The 16,431-nt window shown below is 70.6% G+C and carries 14 protein-coding genes and 3 pseudogenes; 7 read left to right on the forward strand and 10 right to left on the reverse strand.

Translation table 11 applies throughout. The annotated features are described in order from the left end of the window. Window positions 1-323 precede the first annotated feature (323 nt). Together GEV07_23075 and GEV07_23080 are read right to left on the reverse strand one after the other, a co-directional pair. A pseudogene (locus tag GEV07_23075) lies at window positions 324-692 on the reverse strand (hypothetical protein). Between the two features lie 101 nt (window positions 693-793). Beyond that, the gene (locus GEV07_23080) at window positions 794-1,162 is read right to left on the reverse strand and encodes a hypothetical protein (GenBank protein ID MQA05477.1); all 369 of its coding nucleotides are present in this window, start codon (window positions 1,160-1,162) and stop codon (window positions 794-796) included. Window positions 1,163-1,431: 269 nt separating this feature from the next. Between GEV07_23080 and GEV07_23085 the strand changes: the two genes are divergently transcribed. After that, window positions 1,432-2,121 (forward strand): maleylpyruvate isomerase family mycothiol-dependent enzyme, encoded by a 690-nt coding sequence (locus GEV07_23085; GenBank protein ID MQA05478.1) that lies wholly within the window; start codon window positions 1,432-1,434, stop codon window positions 2,119-2,121. Window positions 2,122-2,128: 7 nt separating this feature from the next. Here GEV07_23085 and GEV07_23090 read toward each other — a convergent pair whose 3' ends face one another. Next, the gene (locus GEV07_23090; GenBank protein ID MQA05479.1) at window positions 2,129-2,794 is read right to left on the reverse strand and encodes a DUF1524 domain-containing protein; all 666 of its coding nucleotides are present in this window, start codon (window positions 2,792-2,794) and stop codon (window positions 2,129-2,131) included. Window positions 2,795-2,949: 155 nt separating this feature from the next. Between GEV07_23090 and GEV07_23095 the strand changes: the two are divergent. Then, a pseudogene (locus GEV07_23095) lies at window positions 2,950-3,573 on the forward strand (LysE family translocator). A 381-nt stretch (window positions 3,574-3,954) separates the two neighbouring features. Here the strand turns inward: GEV07_23095 and GEV07_23100 are convergent. Both GEV07_23100 and GEV07_23105 read right to left on the reverse strand, forming a co-directional pair. Beyond that, window positions 3,955-5,397, reverse strand: a complete 1,443-nt coding sequence (locus GEV07_23100) for an aminotransferase class V-fold PLP-dependent enzyme (GenBank protein ID MQA05480.1) — start codon at window positions 5,395-5,397, stop codon at window positions 3,955-3,957. Between the two features lie 30 nt (window positions 5,398-5,427). Continuing rightward, entirely contained in the window at window positions 5,428-6,246 is an 819-nt protein-coding gene (locus tag GEV07_23105) for a L,D-transpeptidase family protein (protein ID MQA05481.1), read from the reverse strand. A gap of 187 nt (window positions 6,247-6,433) precedes the next feature. Here GEV07_23105 and GEV07_23110 point away from each other — a divergent pair, with 187 nt between their 5' ends. From GEV07_23110 to GEV07_23120, 3 genes and pseudogenes are all read left to right on the forward strand, one after another. Then, on the forward strand, window positions 6,434-6,919 hold the full coding sequence (locus GEV07_23110; protein MQA05482.1) for a YbaK/EbsC family protein: 486 nt from the start codon (window positions 6,434-6,436) through the stop codon (window positions 6,917-6,919). A gap of 35 nt (window positions 6,920-6,954) precedes the next feature. Then, window positions 6,955-7,494 carry a GNAT family N-acetyltransferase gene (locus GEV07_23115; protein MQA05483.1) on the forward strand — a complete coding sequence of 180 codons (540 nt, stop codon included), beginning with the start codon at window positions 6,955-6,957 and terminating at the stop codon, window positions 7,492-7,494. 5 nt (window positions 7,495-7,499) lie between these two features. Next, window positions 7,500-8,463: pseudogene (locus GEV07_23120) on the forward strand (DUF2332 family protein). 74 nt (window positions 8,464-8,537) lie between these two features. Here the strand turns inward: GEV07_23120 and metF are convergent. The 4 genes from metF to GEV07_23140 all read right to left on the reverse strand — a co-directional run bounded on the left by metF (window position 8,538) and on the right by GEV07_23140 (window position 11,984). After that, the gene (metF, locus tag GEV07_23125; protein ID MQA05484.1) at window positions 8,538-9,464 is read right to left on the reverse strand and encodes a methylenetetrahydrofolate reductase [NAD(P)H]; all 927 of its coding nucleotides are present in this window, start codon (window positions 9,462-9,464) and stop codon (window positions 8,538-8,540) included. A 112-nt stretch (window positions 9,465-9,576) separates the two neighbouring features. Continuing rightward, window positions 9,577-9,939 carry a DNA-binding protein gene (locus tag GEV07_23130; protein ID MQA05485.1) on the reverse strand — a complete coding sequence of 121 codons (363 nt, stop codon included), beginning with the start codon at window positions 9,937-9,939 and terminating at the stop codon, window positions 9,577-9,579. 32 nt (window positions 9,940-9,971) lie between these two features. Next, on the reverse strand, window positions 9,972-10,808 hold the full coding sequence (locus GEV07_23135; protein ID MQA05486.1) for a hypothetical protein: 837 nt from the start codon (window positions 10,806-10,808) through the stop codon (window positions 9,972-9,974). Next, on the reverse strand, window positions 10,809-11,984 hold the full coding sequence (locus GEV07_23140) for an NAD(P)/FAD-dependent oxidoreductase (protein ID MQA05487.1): 1,176 nt from the start codon (window positions 11,982-11,984) through the stop codon (window positions 10,809-10,811). Window positions 11,985-12,007: 23 nt separating this feature from the next. On the opposite strand from GEV07_23140, the gene pknB reads away from it, so the two are divergent. Together pknB and GEV07_23150 are read left to right on the forward strand one after the other, a co-directional pair. Beyond that, window positions 12,008-13,936: a Stk1 family PASTA domain-containing Ser/Thr kinase gene (gene pknB / locus GEV07_23145; protein MQA05488.1), complete on the forward strand. Its 1,929-nt coding sequence runs from the start codon at window positions 12,008-12,010 to the stop codon at window positions 13,934-13,936. Between the two features lie 64 nt (window positions 13,937-14,000). Further along, on the forward strand, window positions 14,001-14,699 hold the full coding sequence (locus GEV07_23150; GenBank protein MQA05489.1) for a hypothetical protein: 699 nt from the start codon (window positions 14,001-14,003) through the stop codon (window positions 14,697-14,699). A gap of 140 nt (window positions 14,700-14,839) precedes the next feature. On the opposite strand, the gene GEV07_23155 is transcribed toward GEV07_23150, so the two are convergent. Further along, window positions 14,840-16,366, reverse strand: a complete 1,527-nt coding sequence (locus GEV07_23155) for a sodium-dependent transporter (GenBank protein ID MQA05490.1) — start codon at window positions 16,364-16,366, stop codon at window positions 14,840-14,842. Between the last annotated feature and the right edge of the window lie 65 nt (window positions 16,367-16,431).

Raw genomic sequence — 16,431 nt, forward strand, 5'->3', positions numbered from 1 at the left:
CCACGTGATCGTCGACCACCACATACAGTGCTGTCAGGAGGGTGTTCAGTTCTTTGGTCACACATCGATCTTGAACACCCTCCGCCCCACGTCTCCGCAGCCGCGCCGACCACACCCTTCAAGGAATCACTCATCTAGAGGTGCGGGCGGGGTCAGCTGGCTGCCGGCAGGACGGCCGACCGTGGTCGAGCGGGAACGGCAAACCCACCTCCGCGGCCGCACACCGACCCAGCACCCCGAAGCGCCGCGCAGCCCCGCCAGGTGCACCGTGGCGAACGGCAGCGCCGACGTGTCCGCCTTGGCGGGTGCCGGTGCGGGCGGGGTCAGCTGGCTGTTGGCAGCACGGTCTGGCCGTCCAGGTCGAGCAGGTCGTCGACGTCGGCTAGGAAGTCCGCCACCAGGCGGCAGAAGGCGCCCACCTGGCCGTGGTCGAGCGGGAACGGCAAGCCTGCCTCCGCGGTTGCACGCAGGCCCGCGCTCTCCGCGAACACCGCCGCCCATCCGTCCAGCTCGGGCGCTACGGCCAGCAGCTCCTCCCAGGCGCTGCCGGCACGGCGGCGCGCCGGCCGACCTCGGACCGCCAGCACGGCCGCGGCGGCGCGCAGGGCCGCCAGGTGCGCCGTGGCGAAGCGCAGCGCCGGCGTGTCCGTCTCGCCGGCGGCCTCGCCGAGCATCCGGTGCGCCTGCTCGAGGTAGCCGCGGGCGGAGAAGCCGAGCCGACGGGCCCGCGAGCGGTCGCCCGCCCGCCGGCGCCGGTCGAGCATGGCGTCGTCGGTGACCTGGGTGTGCGCCGTCATGCCGGACCTCCCCGATCCTCGGTGCCCGCCGCACCACCGGCGGCGCCGGTGGTGGTCAGCGACCAGTTACCCGGTTGCCCGTGGCTCCAGTCGAAGCACAGCTCGTAGACGCCGGGCACCTGTTGCCGCGGCCGGACGGCCTCCACCTGCCAGAACTCACGGCCACCCGCGGACGACTCATCGGTCACGCCCGGCACGTCCGAGGCCAGCAGCCCGCGCACCGACGCCGACTGCCACAGCGGACCGGTCTCCAGCCAGTGCGCCAGCACGCCCTGCACCCGATAGACCCGGCCCCGCCACCGGAACGACGTCGGGCAGGCATCCCTGCTCTCCACGTCGATCGGCTCCGCGAAACCGGCGGCCATTGTCGTACCCCCTTGACATGCTGCTGTCGAGGTCTGCGGAACCGGGTGGGGTGCTTCCCCCACACCACACCCGGTTCCTGCCGGGCCCCGCCCGAGGCGGGGGTCGAGGACCACCTCGGGCGGGACCCTGCGCCCCGACCGACGCGAAGCTGCGAGTCCCTTCTTCGCGTCGACTCGAACACCTGTTCGAATGACAGTTACTCTACCCCGCCCTCACCGAGGGTGCAACCCCACGACGTAACCGCCCCCGTGTCAGGCATGCTGGTGCCGTGGAGCAACCTGATCGGACCACGATCACCTCAGCGCTCAAGGAGCAGTACGCCGCGGTGACCGAGGTGGTCGAACAGCTCCCCGACGACACCTTCATGCGCGGCACCGGGTGTCCTGGCTGGTGCGTACGCGACGTGCTCTTCCACCTGTTGCTGGACGCGCAGCGCGGGCTCGTCGCCCTTGCCACCCCGGCGCGCGGGTCCACCGACCGCGACCTGGTCACGTACTGGCAGGACTTCAAACCAGACACCGAGGACGCCGCGCAGGCGGCCAAGGAGCATGCGCGCTTCGTCCGGCTCTCCGCCTCGGCCTACCGCTCCCCGGCCGCGCTGGTGCGGCAGTGGCGGGAGACCGCTGGGGCCACCGCGAGGGTCGCCGCGGAGGCCACGCAGCAACCGGTGGCCACGCAGGGGCACACCATCGCGAGCACCGACCTGATCGGCACGCTGGCCGTCGAGGCCGCGGTGCACTACCTCGACCTCACAAAGGAGCTGTCGGACGTCCCGCCGCCGTCACGGCGCGCGCTCTCGCTCGTCCGGCACACCCTCGACGGCCTCGCCGGCGTGCCGGCGCCGGACGACTGGGACGACGTCACCTACGCGCTCAAGGGTACCGGCCGGATGCGACTGGACGCGGCCGACCGCGACGCACTCGGCGACGCGGCCGACCACTACCCGCTGTTCGGCTGAGCCTCGCTCAGCAGGTCGCCAGCATCTCCTCGAGCGCGCCCTTCTCGGCGTCGGTGACGGTGAGGTCGTACACGTACTTCACGTCCACCCAGCTCCGCGAGTAGACGCACCAGTAGTCGGTGTTCTCCGGCTTCCACTCGGACGGGTCGCTGTCGCCCTTGGACGAGTTGCTCGACTGCGACGCGATGATCAGCTGAGCGTGCTCCAGGTCGTTGGCGAACGTCTCGCGCTCGTCGATGGTCCAGTCCTGCGCCCCGGAGATCCAGGCGTTCTTCAGCGGCACCATGTGGTCCACCGTCGCCTCGGACGGCTCCGAAGTGGTGGTCTCGTCGTAGACGCTGAACCAGCTGCCCGACGTCGGATAGCAGTCGCTGCCGACCTGGACGTCGGTCCCGTCGCGCTGCAGCACCATCTCCCTGGTGTCGCAGCTGTCACCTTGCTCGGACCAAGTGGGGAACTCGTCCCTGGAGTAGCCGTCCTCGGGCATCGGATCGGCCACGGTGAGCTCGGCGAGATGCGCGAGCGCGGTCTCGGCGTCCGGCGGCGCCGGCGGTTCTGCGACGGCCGGACCGGCGAACCCGGAGACGACGAGCAGTGCGGCGGCGGTCAGTGCGGTGAGCACCCGACGCGCCGGCAGGGCGGGCCGGCGGCGGGCAGGTTTGGGGGCAGTCATGGCGGCACCTCCATGGCGAAACTGCGGAATGCAGATATCCGCTTACGAAACGTATCTGGATTCTCGCAGCCGACCGCGGATCTGCGAACCAACAACTACGAAGCGTTGCATTAACTCGGAGGAAGGCTGTCGGTACGCCGACCTATGCTGGCGACGTGAGCTTGAGCGGATACCTGACCTTCGTCGCGTTCTCCGTCGTGGTGATCGTCGCGCCAGGGCCGGACTTCGCCGTCGTCGTGAAGAACACCCTCAGCGGCGGCCGCACGGCGGGGATCTTCGGCAGCCTGGGCATCGTCAGCAGCTCGTTCATCCAAGCCAGTGCGGCGGCGTTCGGGGTCGGCGCGGTCATCGCTCGCTCGCAGCCGCTGTTCGAGGCGGTGCGGTGGGCGGGTGTCTGCTACCTGTGCCTGCTGGCGTTCCAGGCGCTGCGCTCGGCCGTCCGCGGCGACTACACAGCGCACCCGGACGCCGACGGGCATCCGGTGCCGGCGCGACGGTTCGCGGCCTGGCGGCAGGGCTTCCTCTCCAACATCACCAACCCGAAGGTGCTCGCGCTGTACCTGTCGGTGCTGCCCCAGTTCCTCGACCCCGCGGCGGGACCACTGGCCGGCATGGCGCTCGCCTACACGTTCGTCGGGTTGAGCCTGGCGTGGCTCGCCGTCGTCGTGTGGTTCCTGCACCGGCTCCGCGCGTGGTTGAGCCGGCCGCGGGTACGCCGCGCGCTGAACGCGGTCACCGGCACGGTGCTCGCCGGGTTCGCGGTCAGGCTGGCGACCGAGCAGCGGCGACCACCACGACCGCACAGTGCGCGCCGGGGTTCGCGGTGCCGTGCTCGCCGGGATCGCGGTCACGCTGGCGACCGAGTAGCGGGGAGCTGCCACAGGCATGGCACCCGCCTGGACCGCCGTCGGGCCGGCGACCTCGACCACCGCCGCGCCGCACCCGCCAGGATCGCGGTCACGCTGGCGACCGAGCAGCGGCGACCTGCCACAGGCATGACACCCGCCCGCACCGCGGTCACGCTGGCGACCGAGCAGCGGGGAGCTGCCACAGGCATGACACCCGCCCGCACCGCGGTCAGCCCGGCGACCTCGACCACCGCCGCGCCGCACCCGCCAGGTTCGCGGTCAGGCCGGCGACCGTGCTCGCCGGGTTCGCGGTCAGGCTGGCGACCGGGTAGTGGCGACCTCGGTCACCGCGGTGCCGATCGCTCGCCACGCTGCCTCGACGTGTGGCCACTGTGTCTGTGGCGAACCGATGCAGAATCGCAGCACCATCCGGTCGTCGACGCTCGCGTGCGAAAGGAAGAGCTCGCCGGACTCGTTCAGGCGGCGGAGTACCAGCTCGGTGAGCTCGTTGCCGTCACCGTCCGGCACGCCCACCAGCTGCTCCCAGCGCGGCCGCAGGCACACCAGGCCGAGCAGCGGCTCGGTGACGAGCTCGAACCGCTCGTCGGCGCGTACGGCCGCGGCCAACCGGCCGGCCAGCTCGACGCCGTGCTCGATGTGGGCGCGCAGGCCCGCCGCGCCGTACCACCTGATCACCGACCACAGCTTCAGCGCGCGGAAGCGGCGGCCGAGCGGCACCTGCCAGTCGCGGTAGTCGACGACGGCACCCGACTCGGTCGCACGGTTCCTGAGGTACTCGGGGACGATCGAGAGCGCGCCGGTCAACGCCGCCTCGTCACCTACCCAGAGCGCGGTGCAGTCGAAGTTGGTCAGCAGCCACTTGTGCGGGTCGGTGCAGTACGAGTCGGCGTACTCGGCCACCCCGTCGATCAGGTGCCTGTGGTCCGGGCACACGGTGGCCACTCCCGCGTACGCGGCGTCGACGTGCAGCCAGATCCCGTGTGCGGCGCAGATCTCGCCGATGCTGCGCACCGGGTCGACCGCGCCGGTACCCGTGGTGCCGACGGTCGCACACACCATCGTCGGGGTCGCACCGGCGGCGATGTCCGCGGTGAGCAGCCGCTGCAGGCTCGCCGGGTCCATCGCGAGGTCGGCACCGACGTCGACGACGCGTAGCTGGTCCGCGCCGATACCCGCGATGCGTACGGCCTTCTCCATCGACGAGTGCGTCTCCCCCGTCACGTACACCGTGTGCTCGCCACCCGCCGTCGACGCCCGGTGCCTCGCGGCGAGCAACGCGACCAGGTTCGCGCTCGACGCGGAGTCCTCGATCACGCCGCCGCCGGCCGAGTCGTGCCGGAACGCCTCCGGCAGGCCGAGCAGCTCGGCCAGCCAGTCGGTGACCACCATCTCCAGCTCCGTGCACGCGGGGCTCGTCGCCCACAACATGCCCTGCACTCCCAGTCCCGACGACAGCAGGTCGCCGAGGATCGCCGGGCCGGACGCGTTCGCCGGGAAGTAGGCGAAGTACGACGGGTGCTGCCAGTGCGTGACGCCGGGGAGGATCACCCGCTGCAGGTCGGCGAGCACGGCCGCGAACGGCTCACCGTGCTCGGGCGGGTGCGCGGGCAGTGCCGCGCGCACCTCACCGGGGCTCACCTGTGCGCCGACGGGATATGTACCGACGCCGGCGAGGTAGTCGGCCACCCAGTCCACGACCTGGTGACCGTACTCGCGGAACTGCTCGGGGCTCATGTGACGGGACATGAGGCCGAGCTTAGGACGTCAGTTGCGTACGTATACCCGCTCGTTGTGCGCGACCATGTCGGGGAACGAGTTCGCGGTGTGCATGGGGATGCGCACACACCCGTGCGAAGCCGGGTAGAGCGGCACAGAAGGCGCGCCGTGGAACGCGATGCCGCCGTTGAAGTAGATCGGGTTGTACAGCAAGCCGAGCTTGGACTTGCGCCAGCCGGGGATGCGGCGGGACGCCTTGTAGTCGCCGGTCGGCGTGACCGCCACACCGCACGACGTGCCGGACTCGCCGGTGACCTCGTCTGTGTACTCCTCGCAGTACTCCACCCCGGAGCCGCTCGAGATGTGGGAGATCAGCTCGATCTCGTCGTCCTCGTACGCGACGAGGAGCTGCTTCTTCAGCATCACCTCGACCCGGTCGGCCGCGCCGTTCGGCACCCGCACCTTCGGCTCCTTCGGGTCGGTGAGCGCGTCGCGGGTCTTCCTGCCGATGGTGCTGGTCGGCTCGATGCCGTTCACCTTCTGGAACGCCCAGACGGCGACGAGCGTGGCGGCGCCGTACTGGCCGTCCACCTTGCCCGGGTCGTAGTTCAGCTCCTCGAGCCTGCGCTGCAGCTTCTCGACCCGTGGGCCCTTGGCACCCTGCAGGATCTTCTTGTCGCCGAGGTCGAACGGCTCCTCGGTCTTGGTCGGGCTCGGCTTGGCCGAAGGGGTGCTCTTCGCACTCGCCGACTTGGTCGCCGCGGCCGGCGTCTTGTCGCTCTGTGCGGAGTTGGCGGTGCCGCACGCCGTGGCCAACAGGGCCGTAGCCACCAACAACACACCCGGCCCCACCAGCCGCCGAACCATCCGTACCTCCGCAGACATCGTCCCGTCACGCATGGACGTTCGACCGGCGAACGGCATCGGGGGTTCCTGGTCACGAAAACAACGGCCCCGGGTGACAGGTTTGAGCAGCTTAGCAGCGGGCAACGGTCGTCGATGTGATCCACGCCGGCATCCACACAGCCGTGACCGGATCGATAACCTCTCGGCCATGCAGAACAACGTCGAACGAGTGGTCGAGGTCCTCCGGGCCGAGGGCGCGACCGGTGAGGTACGGATGCTGGAGGACAGCGCGCCGACGGCCGCGACGGCGGCTGCGGGGCTGGGTGTCGAGGTCGCACAGATCGCGAACTCGCTCGTCTTCGTCGCGGACGGCGAGCCGTTGCTGGTCATCGCGAGCGGCGGCAGGCGCGTGGACACCACGCTGCTCGCGCAGCACCTGGGGGTCGCGAAGATCCGCCGCGCCGACCCCGAGCTGGTGCGCTCGCACACCGGTTTCGCCATCGGCGGGGTGGCACCCGTGGGCCACCGCAACCCGATCCGCACGGTGGTCGACAACTCGCTCGCCGAGTGGGACGAGGTCTGGGCGGCCGCGGGCCACCCGCACTCCGTCTTCCCCACCTCGTACGACGAGCTGCTGCGCATCACCGGCGGTGAGGCGCACGACGTGCGGGCCGAGCAGGCACCGACGACCTGAAAAGATGGGTGCGTGCGGGTCGAACGCAGGTGGTGATGGACGAACCGAATCCGGCGCACTATCGCATCGAGGCGGCCGAGCTGAGCGAGCACCTGCTCGGCGAGCTGGCCCGTGTCTACGGTGCGGCCAACGACCCGAACGACGACCGCACGCGGCGGGCGATGCTGTTCGCCCAACACGCCAACGAGCCACAGTGGCAGGCGATCATCGCCGGCTCCCCCGTGGTCGGCTTCGCGTACGGCTTCCACTGCGTGCCCGGCCAGTGGTGGCGCGAGACGGTGTACGAGCAGCTCCGCGCCCGGCTGGGTCGCCGGCGCGCCAAGCGCTGGCTGGCCGACACCTGCTGCCTCGCCGAGCTCCATGTGCACCCGGCCTGGCAGCGCGGTGGCATCGGGCAGGCGCTGCTCACCGAGCTGTCCGAGTGGCGGACCGAACGCACCATGGTGCTCTCCACCCCCGACCGCGGCAGCGCACACGGCTTCTACCGCCGGTTGGGGTTCGTCGAGCTCGCCGGCAGCGTGCAGTTCCCCGGCAACGCCTCGCCGTACACCGTCTTCGGCAAGTCCGAGCGCTGAGCGCGATGCCCGAGATCAGGTCCACCGCGCAGCTGTACGAGCACTTCGCCACCGAGGAGGCGCTGCCGGCCTCCCCGCTGTACAGCGAGCTCGCGCACGGGGTCAGCACCGACGCGGCGCTGCTCGAGCTGCTGGCCGAGCTGGCACCGCAGAAGCGGCAACCGAACCTGCTCTTCGCCGCGGTCAGGTACCTGTACGGCACCCCGCGCACGTACGCGGAGTTCGCGCACCAGGTGCGTACGCACTGGTCGACCGTCGCGGCGACCATGCGCGCGCCGCACCCAGACCAACGAGCCGGCCAGGTGCGCGGCGACCGTGCTCGCGCTCGCCGCGCTCGACGGGCCGTTCGCGCTGATCGAGATCGGCGCCTCGGCAGGGCTGTGCCTGTACCCGGACAGGTACCGCTACGACTACAGCGGTCGCCTGGTAGGCGCGGCGGAAAGCCCGCTCACCATCGAGTGCACCGTCGCCGGCGACCCGCCGCTGCCGACCGCACCGCCGGACGTCGCGTGGCGCTGCGGCATCGACCTGAACCCGCTGGACGTGTCCGCGGCCGACGACCTGCGCTGGCTGGAGTGCCTGATCTGGCCGGGCGAGGAAGCCGTACGGGTGCCGCGCCTGCACGCCGCGGCCGAGGTGGCCGCCGACGACCCGCCGCGCCTGGTCACCGGTGACCTGTTCGTCGCGCTGCCCGAGGTGCTCGCCGAGGTACCCGCGGGCACCACGCCGGTCGTGTACCACTCCGCGGTGGCGGCCTACCTGTCCCCTTACGACAGGGACCGGCTGACGGACGTGCTCACCGACGGGCCGGCGCACTGGATCAGCCAGGAGGGCGTCGGCGTCTTCCCCGCCGTCGCGGCCCGGCTACCCCGCAGGCCACCGGCGGACCGCGAGTCGTTCGTGCTCGCCCTGGACGGCCACCCGCTCGCGTTCGCCGCACCGCACGGCGGCTGGCTGACCTGGCTGTGACCGGAAAGCCCCGTGGGCGCTGCCCGGCCGGAGTGTGGCCACGCAGCGCCCACGGGGCGTTCGGCGTTCGACGGCTAGCGGGCGCCTGAGCCCAGACCGAGCTCGTCGTAGATCTCGCGGGTCGCCGTCGACTTGTTGAGCGTGATGAAGTGCAGCCCTGGCACGTCTTCGCGCAGCAGCTGCTCGCACATGTCGGACGCGTACTCCACACCGATCTTGCGCACGGCGTCCGCGTCGTCCTCGACCTCGTGCAGCCTGGCCGCGAGGTCGGGCGGGAACACCGCGTTCGACAGGATGGCGAACTTCTCGATCTGCGCCACGTTCGTCACCGGCATGATGCCGGGCACGATGGGCTTGTCGCAGCCCATCGCCGCGACCCGGTCGCGCAGCCGCAGGTAATCCTCGACGTGGAAGAACATCTGCGTGATGGCGAACTCGGCGCCGGCCTCGAACTTGTCGACGAGGAACCTGGCGTCGGTCTCCATGTCCGGTGATCTCGGGTGCTTCTCCGGGAACGCCGCGACGCCGACCGAGAAGTCACCGGACGCGCGGACGAGCCGTACCAGCTCGGCGGCGTACGCGTAGCCCTCCGGGTGCTTGGTCCACTCCGCCTGCGGGTCACCCGGCGGGTCACCGCGGAGCGCGAGCACGTTCCGTACGCCGACATTCGCGTACTGGCCGATCACCTGCCGCAGCTCGGCGACGGAGTGGTTCACCAGGGTGAGGTGGGCAAGGGGCGTCAACGTGGTCTCGGTCGCGATCTTCTCGGTCACCGACACGGTGCGGTCACGGCTGGAACCGCCCGCGCCGTAGGTGACCGACACGAAGCTCGGCCGCAGCCGTTCCAGCTCGCGGATCGCGTGGAACAGGTTCAGCTCGCCCTTGTCGGTCTTCGGCGGGAAGAACTCGAAGGAGTACGACTTACCGCCGCTGGCGAACACGTCGCCGAGCTTGGGATGTCGGTCAGTCCGGTCAGTTGACGTCGCTGTGTCGTTGGCCATCTCTCGAGGTTATCGAGAATCGGCCGTCAGCCCCAGCACGCACGTTCACATACCGAGCAAAGACGCTGACTCGGTGTCCGAAATGTGGACGCTGCCTGCGCAAATACCGAGGTCAGAAACCCAACGTCTGAGCGACTCGCTTCACCTCTGTGGGCCGTCCCTCAGCCATCGCCTGTACCGGGGACACGCCCAGGACGTCGTTCTCGGTGAACAGCCACCGCAGGCTCTCATCCGGGTTGTACCCGGCGTCGTGCAGCAGCGTGGTGACGCCGCCGAGGCCCTTCAGCAGCCGCCCGTCGGCGACGAACGCCGCGGGCACGTGCTCGGTGCCCGCACGCTTGACGGTGACCAGCCGGTCTTCACGGACCAGCTGGCGGATCTTCTTCGGCTGTTCACCGGTGTGCTCGGCGAGATCCGCCAGGCTCAACCAGGCGGTCGGGTCGTCCGGGTCGGGGACGCTCGATGCTGTACTCACGGGCGCAAGTCTCGCACGGTCACTTGGCCCGCTCACCGACCCCGGACCCGCCCGTGGCCTGCACCGTCTGCAGCGCGTGCACCGCCGCGCGCAGCTCTTTCAGCTCCCGCATGACGGCCTCGTGCTGTTGCTCCTCCAGCGCCTGGTCCTCCTGCCACCGGTTCCTGTTCACCTCGATCTCCATCGCGCTGACGATCACGCCGATCAGCAGGTTGAGCAGGATGAACGCGGTCAGCACGATGTACCCGACGAAGAACACCCAGGCCGCCGGCCGCACCGCCACGATCGGCTCGGCGATGTCCGGCCAGTTCTCCAAGCGTCATGATCGCGAACATGGTGAGCAGCGACCGGTCCAGGCTGCCGAAGTCCTCCGGCGCCACCGACCGGAACAGCTGCACCCCGAGCACCGCACCGCTGTACAGCGCGACCATCAGCATGACGATGATCGACCCGATGCCCGGCACCGCGGACAGCAGCGCCGCGACGACCCGGCGCAGGCTCGGCACCACCGACACCAGCCTGGCCAGGCGGAGCACCCGAAGCACCCGCACGACGGAGAAGTAGTGCGTCGGCGGCACGATGGCCACCGCCACGACGACCAGGTCGAACCAGTTCCACGGGTCGCGGAAGAACCTCGTCCCGTACGCGTACAGCCGGAGCGCGATCTCGATGGAGAACGCGACGACCACGACCACGTCCACCGCCCGGATGAACCCGCCGTACGACTCGTTCAGCTCCGGTGACGTCTGCATGCCGATCGTGACGGCGTTGACGAAGATCGCCAGCAGCACCGCACGCTGGAACGGCCCGGACTCGACGATCCTGCGGGCACGGCGGCGGGAGTTGGTGGCAGGTTGCTCGAGCGCCACTCAGTCCACCACTGCCCGCTTGACCGGCACTGCGGGGTCGGCGAGCAGCTGCCGGTCTACCCGCTGGCCGCGCTCGGCCACCTTCCGCGCCTGCATCGCGTCCCGCGGCCGGTCCACCGTGAACACCGCGCGCACCGTGTCGCCGGACAGCCAGCACGCCGCCCACGCGGCGTCGGCGTCCGGGTCACCGCGCCAGACGAGCTCGTCGGTGTCGTCGTGCATGCCGACGTACTGCGTGTACCTGCCGAACTGCTCCGACCAGACGTACGGCACCGGGTCGTACGTCTCCGCGCCGCCGAGCAGGGTCGCCGCAGCGACCGCGGGCGCGCGCAGCGCCGTGTCCCAGTGCTCCACCCGCAGCCGCCTGCCGTACCGCGTCGACGGCCAGGCAGCGACGTCGCCGACCGCGCACACCCCCGGGCGCGCCGCCAGCCGGTCGTCGACCTCGATGCCGCCGCAGGCGAACGCCAGCCCGCTGTCGGCCAGCCAGTCGACTCTCGGGCGCACCCCGACGGCGCACAGCACCTCGTCGGCCTCGACGACGGACCCGTCGGTGAGCTCCAGCCCGCCGGTACGTACGGCCGCCACCTTCGCGCCGACCCGCAGGTCGACGTCGGCCGCCGCCCACCAATGCGCGCACCTGCTGGCGACCTCGGCCGGCAGCGCGCCGGCGAGCGGCCAGTCGGCCGCCTCCACCACCGTGACCTGGCAGCCGAGGCGGCGCGCCTCCGTCGCGACCTCGGCGCCGATCCAGCCGGCGCCGACGATCGCCAGCCGCGCGCCGGGCCGGAGCGCGGCGCGCAGCTGCCGCGCGTCGTCGATCGACCGCAGCGTCCGCTGCGGACCGTCACCCGGCAGCCGCACCGGCGCCGCGCCGGTCGCGACGACCACGCCGTCGCACGGCACCGGCCCGACAGCCGTCCGGACGGCGGACTCGTCCAGGCCGGTCGCGGCCACCCCCCACCGGCAGTCCACCTCGAGGGCGGACCAGTCCGCGGGCAGCGTGGTGTCGTCGACCTCGCCGCGCAGCAGCTCTTTGGACAGCGGCGGCCGGTCGTACGGCGGGCATGGCTCGGCCCCGAGCAGGGTGATCCGCTCCGAGTACCCTTGGTTACGCAACGCGACGGCGGTGTTCAGGCCGGCCAGTCCCGCGCCGACGACGACACAGTGCTCCACAACGCCTCACTGTACTGGCGGGAATGCAGGCAGTCGCCGCCCTTCCGCGCACCGCCGGGCCGGGTCCCCAGCAACGGGCCCCCCGATCTCTACAATCTGGCGGTGTGAGTACGACTGTGTCCGATCCCATGGTGGGTCGCCTGCTCGACCGCCGGTACCGGATCGAGACGCGCCTCGCCGTCGGCGGCATGGCCACGGTGTACGCCGCGCACGACACCCGCCTCGACCGGAAGGTCGCGGTGAAGATCATGCACGGCAAGCTCGCCACCGACGAGACGTTCGTCAACCGGTTCATCCGGGAGGCGCACTCCGCCGCCAGCCTCTCGCACCCGAACGTGGTCGCCGTCTACGACCAGGGCGAGGACGACGGCATCGTCTTCCTCGCCATGGAGCTGGTGACCGGCCGTACGCTCCGCGACGTGCTGAAGGAGCGCGGGCAGCTGCAGCCGCGGGAGGCGCTCGAGGTGCTCAAGCGGATCCTGTCCGCGCTCGCCGCCGCGCACGCGGCCGGCCTCGTCCACCGCGACGTGAAGCCGGAGAACGTGCTGATCTCCGACGAGGGCCGGGTGAAGGTCGCGGACTTCGGGCTCGCCCGGGCGATCAGCACCGGTGGGCCGCACACCACGGGCATCATCATCGGCACCGTCGCGTACCTCGCGCCCGAGCAGGTCGAGAACGGCCGCGCCGACGCCCGCTCGGACGTGTACTCCGCCGGCGTCGTGCTCTACGAGATGCTCGCCGGCAAGATACCGTTCACCGCGGACACCCCGCTCGCCGTGGCGTACAAGCACGTGCACGAGGACGTGCCCGCCCCCTCGGCCGCCGCCGACGTCCCGCTCGAGCTGGACGAGCTGGTGGCCAGGGCCACCCACCGCGACCCCGAGCAGCGCCCGGCGGACGCGGCCGAGCTGCTCGCCGACGTCACCGCGTGCCGCCGTACCCTCCCCGACGACGTCGTACCGCCGTTCGACGCGCCGCTTACGCCTGCGCCCGAGGAGGGGCAGACGCTCGTCATGGGCAAGCCGGCGCCCGCGCCGACCGACGGTCCCGCCCCGCTGTCCGACACAGAAAGGAAGAAGCGGCGCCGCAAGGGCGTGCTCGCGTTCGCCCTCGTCCTGCTGCTCGCCGTCGCAACCGGCGTCGGCGGCTGGTGGTACGGCATGGGCCGCTGGACCGAGGCGCCGAAGCTGGCCGGCATGAGCTCTTCTGAGGCGATCGCGGACGCGAAGGAAGCCGGCTTCGAGGTCGAGACGAAGCGCGTGCACCACGAGCGCGTCGACAAGGGCAAGGTCGCCATGACCAACCCTGGAAGTGGCGACCGGATACTGCGTGGCGGCACCATCACCCTGGTGATCTCGCGCGGCCCGGAGCGGCACGCGGTGCCGAAGCTCAAGGGCCTGTCGGAGACGAGGGCGAGAGCCGCGATCACGGCGGCGAAGCTCTCCGTCGGCGAGGTCACCAGGCGGTACTCGGCGAAGGTCGACAAGGGTGCGGTCATCTCCGTCAGCCCGAAGGCCGGCGAGCTGCTGCGGCGCGACGCCAGGGTCGACCTGGTGATCAGCAAGGGCATCCCGCCCGTGTCCGTGCCACAGGTGACCGGGTTGGGCGAGTCCACGGCGGAGCAGAAGCTCGACGACGCGGGCCTGAAGGTGCGCACCACGTACCAGGCGCACAAGACCGCGAAGAAGGGCACCGTGTTCGCCCAGTCGCCGCAGGCGGCGACCAAGAAGCCGAAGGGGTCGACGGTAACCATCTCCGTCTCCACCGGGCCACCGATCGTGCAGGTGCCCGACGTCACCGACATGCCGATCGAGGAGGCGACGAGGAAGCTGCAGGCGGCCGGCTTCCAGGTGGAGACGAACCGCGTCCCGGGCGGCGGTGGCAAGGTGATCCAGCAGGAGCCGAAGAAGCAGGCACGCTACGGCTCGATCATCAAGCTCTGGGTGTTCTGAACCACCCCCGCAGGCGGCGCGGTCACTACACTGACCCGCGAAAGTGGCCGACTCGACCGATGGGATGACCGTGACGGAGGGCCCGCAGGCGTTTCCCGAGCTCACCGACGAGCAGTACCAGTACGTCGTCGCCTTCCACGAGAGTGCGCACATCGTGGCCGCCTGGGCGTTGGGGCTCCAACACGGCGGCGTGTGGGTCACGCCCGACCGCACCGCCGTCGAGAGCGGCAAGGCGGGCTTCGGCAACCTAGAGAATCCGCCGCAGGCCACCGCGACCGCGCTCTGCGCCGGTCCCGCGGGCGAGGCGCTGGCGCTTGGCGTCCTGCGCTACGACCCGGCGACCTACCCGGAGGTCTTCCAGCGTGCCTACGGCAAGCACGCGGAGACCGACGACGCCCAGCTCGACCAGCTACGGGCCACGCACGGGGCCGACGCCTTCGACGAGGCCCGGGCCAGCACCGACGCAGCACAGCTCGTGAACGACCAGCAGCTGGCCGCAGCGATCTCCGACCTCGCGGAAACCCTGCTGCAGCAGCCGCACACGCTGTTGCAGACCGAGCACTCGGCCGAACCGATCCCGGTGCAGTACCTCAGTCCGGAACAGGTCCAGCAGGTGCTCGCGCCCCACTGGGCCCAGCCCGCGGTCGACCAGCAGGCGGTCCCGACGCAGGCCCCGGTACAGCTCACCCATGGCTCTGCCGCCCCCAGGCTGCAGAACCGCGACGTGGACTACACCCGCGAGCGGGGCGGCACCGCCCGCTGAGGCGGTGCCGCGCCCACGCCGTCAGGCCCCGGAGTCCGCGGCCCCGGCGCCTTCATCGGCGGACGGCCGCTTCTTCCTGTCCACGCGCCACGCCCACGACATCAGCCACGCGACCACCACGATGGTGCCGCCAAAGAGGATCAGCGTCCAGACAAGCGTTGCCGCATCCATTTCTCAGGCCTCCTCGACCTCGACGCTCGCGGTGAGCGGCCCACGGCCGATCCTCGACGAGAACACGTTGTTGAGCAGCAACAGCACCACCACGACGATCGCCCACTGGATGAGCACGTGCTGAGGCTGAACGTCTGGAACGGGTTGTACCAGGTCTGCGTGGGGTCGGTGACGGACAGGTAGATGAACCAGCCGAACACGACGGCGAACATCACCGGGAACAGGCCGATCAGCACCTTCCACCAGGTGCCGACGCGGAAGTCGCTGTCCGCGTCCAGCTCGGCCCGCGCGCGCTCCAGGCCGTAGCGCATCATGGCGATCGCCGCGAACAGGCCGGCGATGAGCAGGCCCACGCCCCAGACGTTGTCCTGGTTGGTGAAGACGTCCAGGCTCAACGCGGACGGGATGCCGACGGCGAACGCCACGATGACGACGGCCGTGACCGCCGTCCGGCGCGGCACACCAAAGTCCATCACGTTGCGCACGGCCATCTCCGCCATGGCGATCAGGCTGGAGATACCCGCGAGCACCAGCACCAGGAAGAACAGTGGCGCGAAGAACCACGTGCCGCCAGGCACCTGGCCGAACAGCGCGGCGAGGTAGACGAACATCAGCCCCTGGTCGCCGGCACCGACGGCCGTCTCGGCGTAGTCCGCCCCCTGCAGCGCGAAGACCGTGCAGATCACTGCGATGCCCGCGAGCAGCGACGCCAGGTGGTTGCCCGCGACCACGACGCCGGCGTTGAGCGCGAAGTCCTCTTTCTGCCGCATGTAGACCGAGTAGGTCAGGTACAGGCCCCAGCCCGCGCCGGTGGAGAACGCCATCTGGGTGAACGCACCGAGCCACATCTCGCCGTCGGCGAAGCCCGCCAGGTCGGGGACGAACATGTAGGTCAGTCCCGCGGTGGCGCCTGGCAACGTCAGTGCCTGCACGGCCAGGATCACCAGGATGACGAACAACGCTGGCACGGTGACGTTGAGTACGGCCTCGAGGCCGCCCTTCAGGCCGCGGATCACCACGATGCCGACGAGCAGGATGGCCACGGCGTGGAACAGGATGGTCTGCGCCGGGTTGCCGACGAAGCCGTCCCACATGCTCTGCGTCTCTTCGGCAGTGATGCCGGAAGTGAACCTGCCGCTCAGCGCATATACCAGGTAGCGGATCGCCCATCCGCACACCACGGAGTAGTAGCAGAGGATGCCCAACGTCACGAAGCCCATGAAGCCGCCCATCCAGGCGAACTTCCTGCCCATGAAGTCACGGAACGAGCCGATCGTGCCCAACCGGCTGCGCGACCCCAACAGTGACTCGGCCATCAGCAGGGGCACTGCCCAGACGAGGTTGGCGATGACCAACGCGACGATGAAGGTGCCACCGCCCCCGGCGCCGACGTCGCGGGGGAACCGCCAGATGTTGCCGGTACCCACCGCCATACCGATCGCCGCGGCAACGAAACTGAATCTGCTGCGGAACACTTCCTTGCTCACCGAGGCCATCCCCTCTTAGGTCCGGCAAGAGCGCCGTTGCCGCGTCCCGGCGGCTGCGCTTCGGCGAGAAACCT

Source organism: Streptosporangiales bacterium, from assembly GCA_009379825.1.
Classification (GTDB): Bacteria; Actinomycetota; Actinomycetes; order Streptosporangiales; family WHST01; genus WHST01.